The following is an 833-nucleotide window of genomic DNA, read 5'->3' on the forward strand; positions in this document are numbered from 1 at the left end:
GCGCAGTTCGACGCCCACTCCATAGAGATACAAGGACAGAGCAGTTTGCGACCATGTCATCGATGCAGGCGCATGGAAATCGGCAAGCGCCAGGACGAAGGGATGTGCGCCAATATCCTCGGCCTTCCAATATTCCTTCTTGACCTTGCTCCTGAGCGGCGAGCCGAATTTTTGTGGCATCGCGTGTTCGATGTAATGGGCGAAGTCTTCCGGGGGCGGTGGCGGGCCGCCGGCGATATCGAACTGTTTTCCGTCGCTCGGGTTTGCGGTTACCGCCTCGACGAAAACCTTCTGTCCGCCGCGAGACAAGCGAAAGTCAGGCACGGGGTTTGAATTGTCGATTGTAAAGCCGAGCTCGTTGAACGAGGTGAACAAATATAACTCCCAAACGCGGGCGTCGAAGCCGGTCGTCTGGAAGTCTTTTACGAAATTGCCGTCGAGGTCATCGAACCAGCGCGCGATCTCGGTCATGACCTGTCGTGTCGCGCTGGTGTTTGCGCTATCGCGGAGATTTACATATTTGGGATTGTATTTTGTTGCCAATCCGCCCGCGAAGAGATCCACGCCGCCTGGCGCTGCCTCCAGTGCGGGCGCAGGCTTTTCGTCGCTCTCGATAATCGCCAGATCCGAGTTGATCGAGGATTCCGCTTCGCGGGCGCTCAGCTTTGGGGTGGCGGTGAAGAAGCGCCTATAGCGACCGGAATTGTCCTTTGTCAGCAAGGTGTAGATGAAGACGTCGTGTTCTACCATGAAATAGACGCCCCCAATGACGTGGCCCTCGCTGGTCGCCCAGGCGGATTTGAGACCGGCAACCTTTCGAAACTCCTCAGTTT

General features: G+C 56.7%; 1 pseudogene. It reads right to left on the reverse strand.

Annotated features, from left to right (window positions below):
• A pseudogene (locus AC1D17_RS29195) lies at positions 1-833 on the reverse strand (hypothetical protein); the annotation flags it as partial.

The organism is Pararhizobium sp. P1_E7 (genome assembly GCF_056405855.1).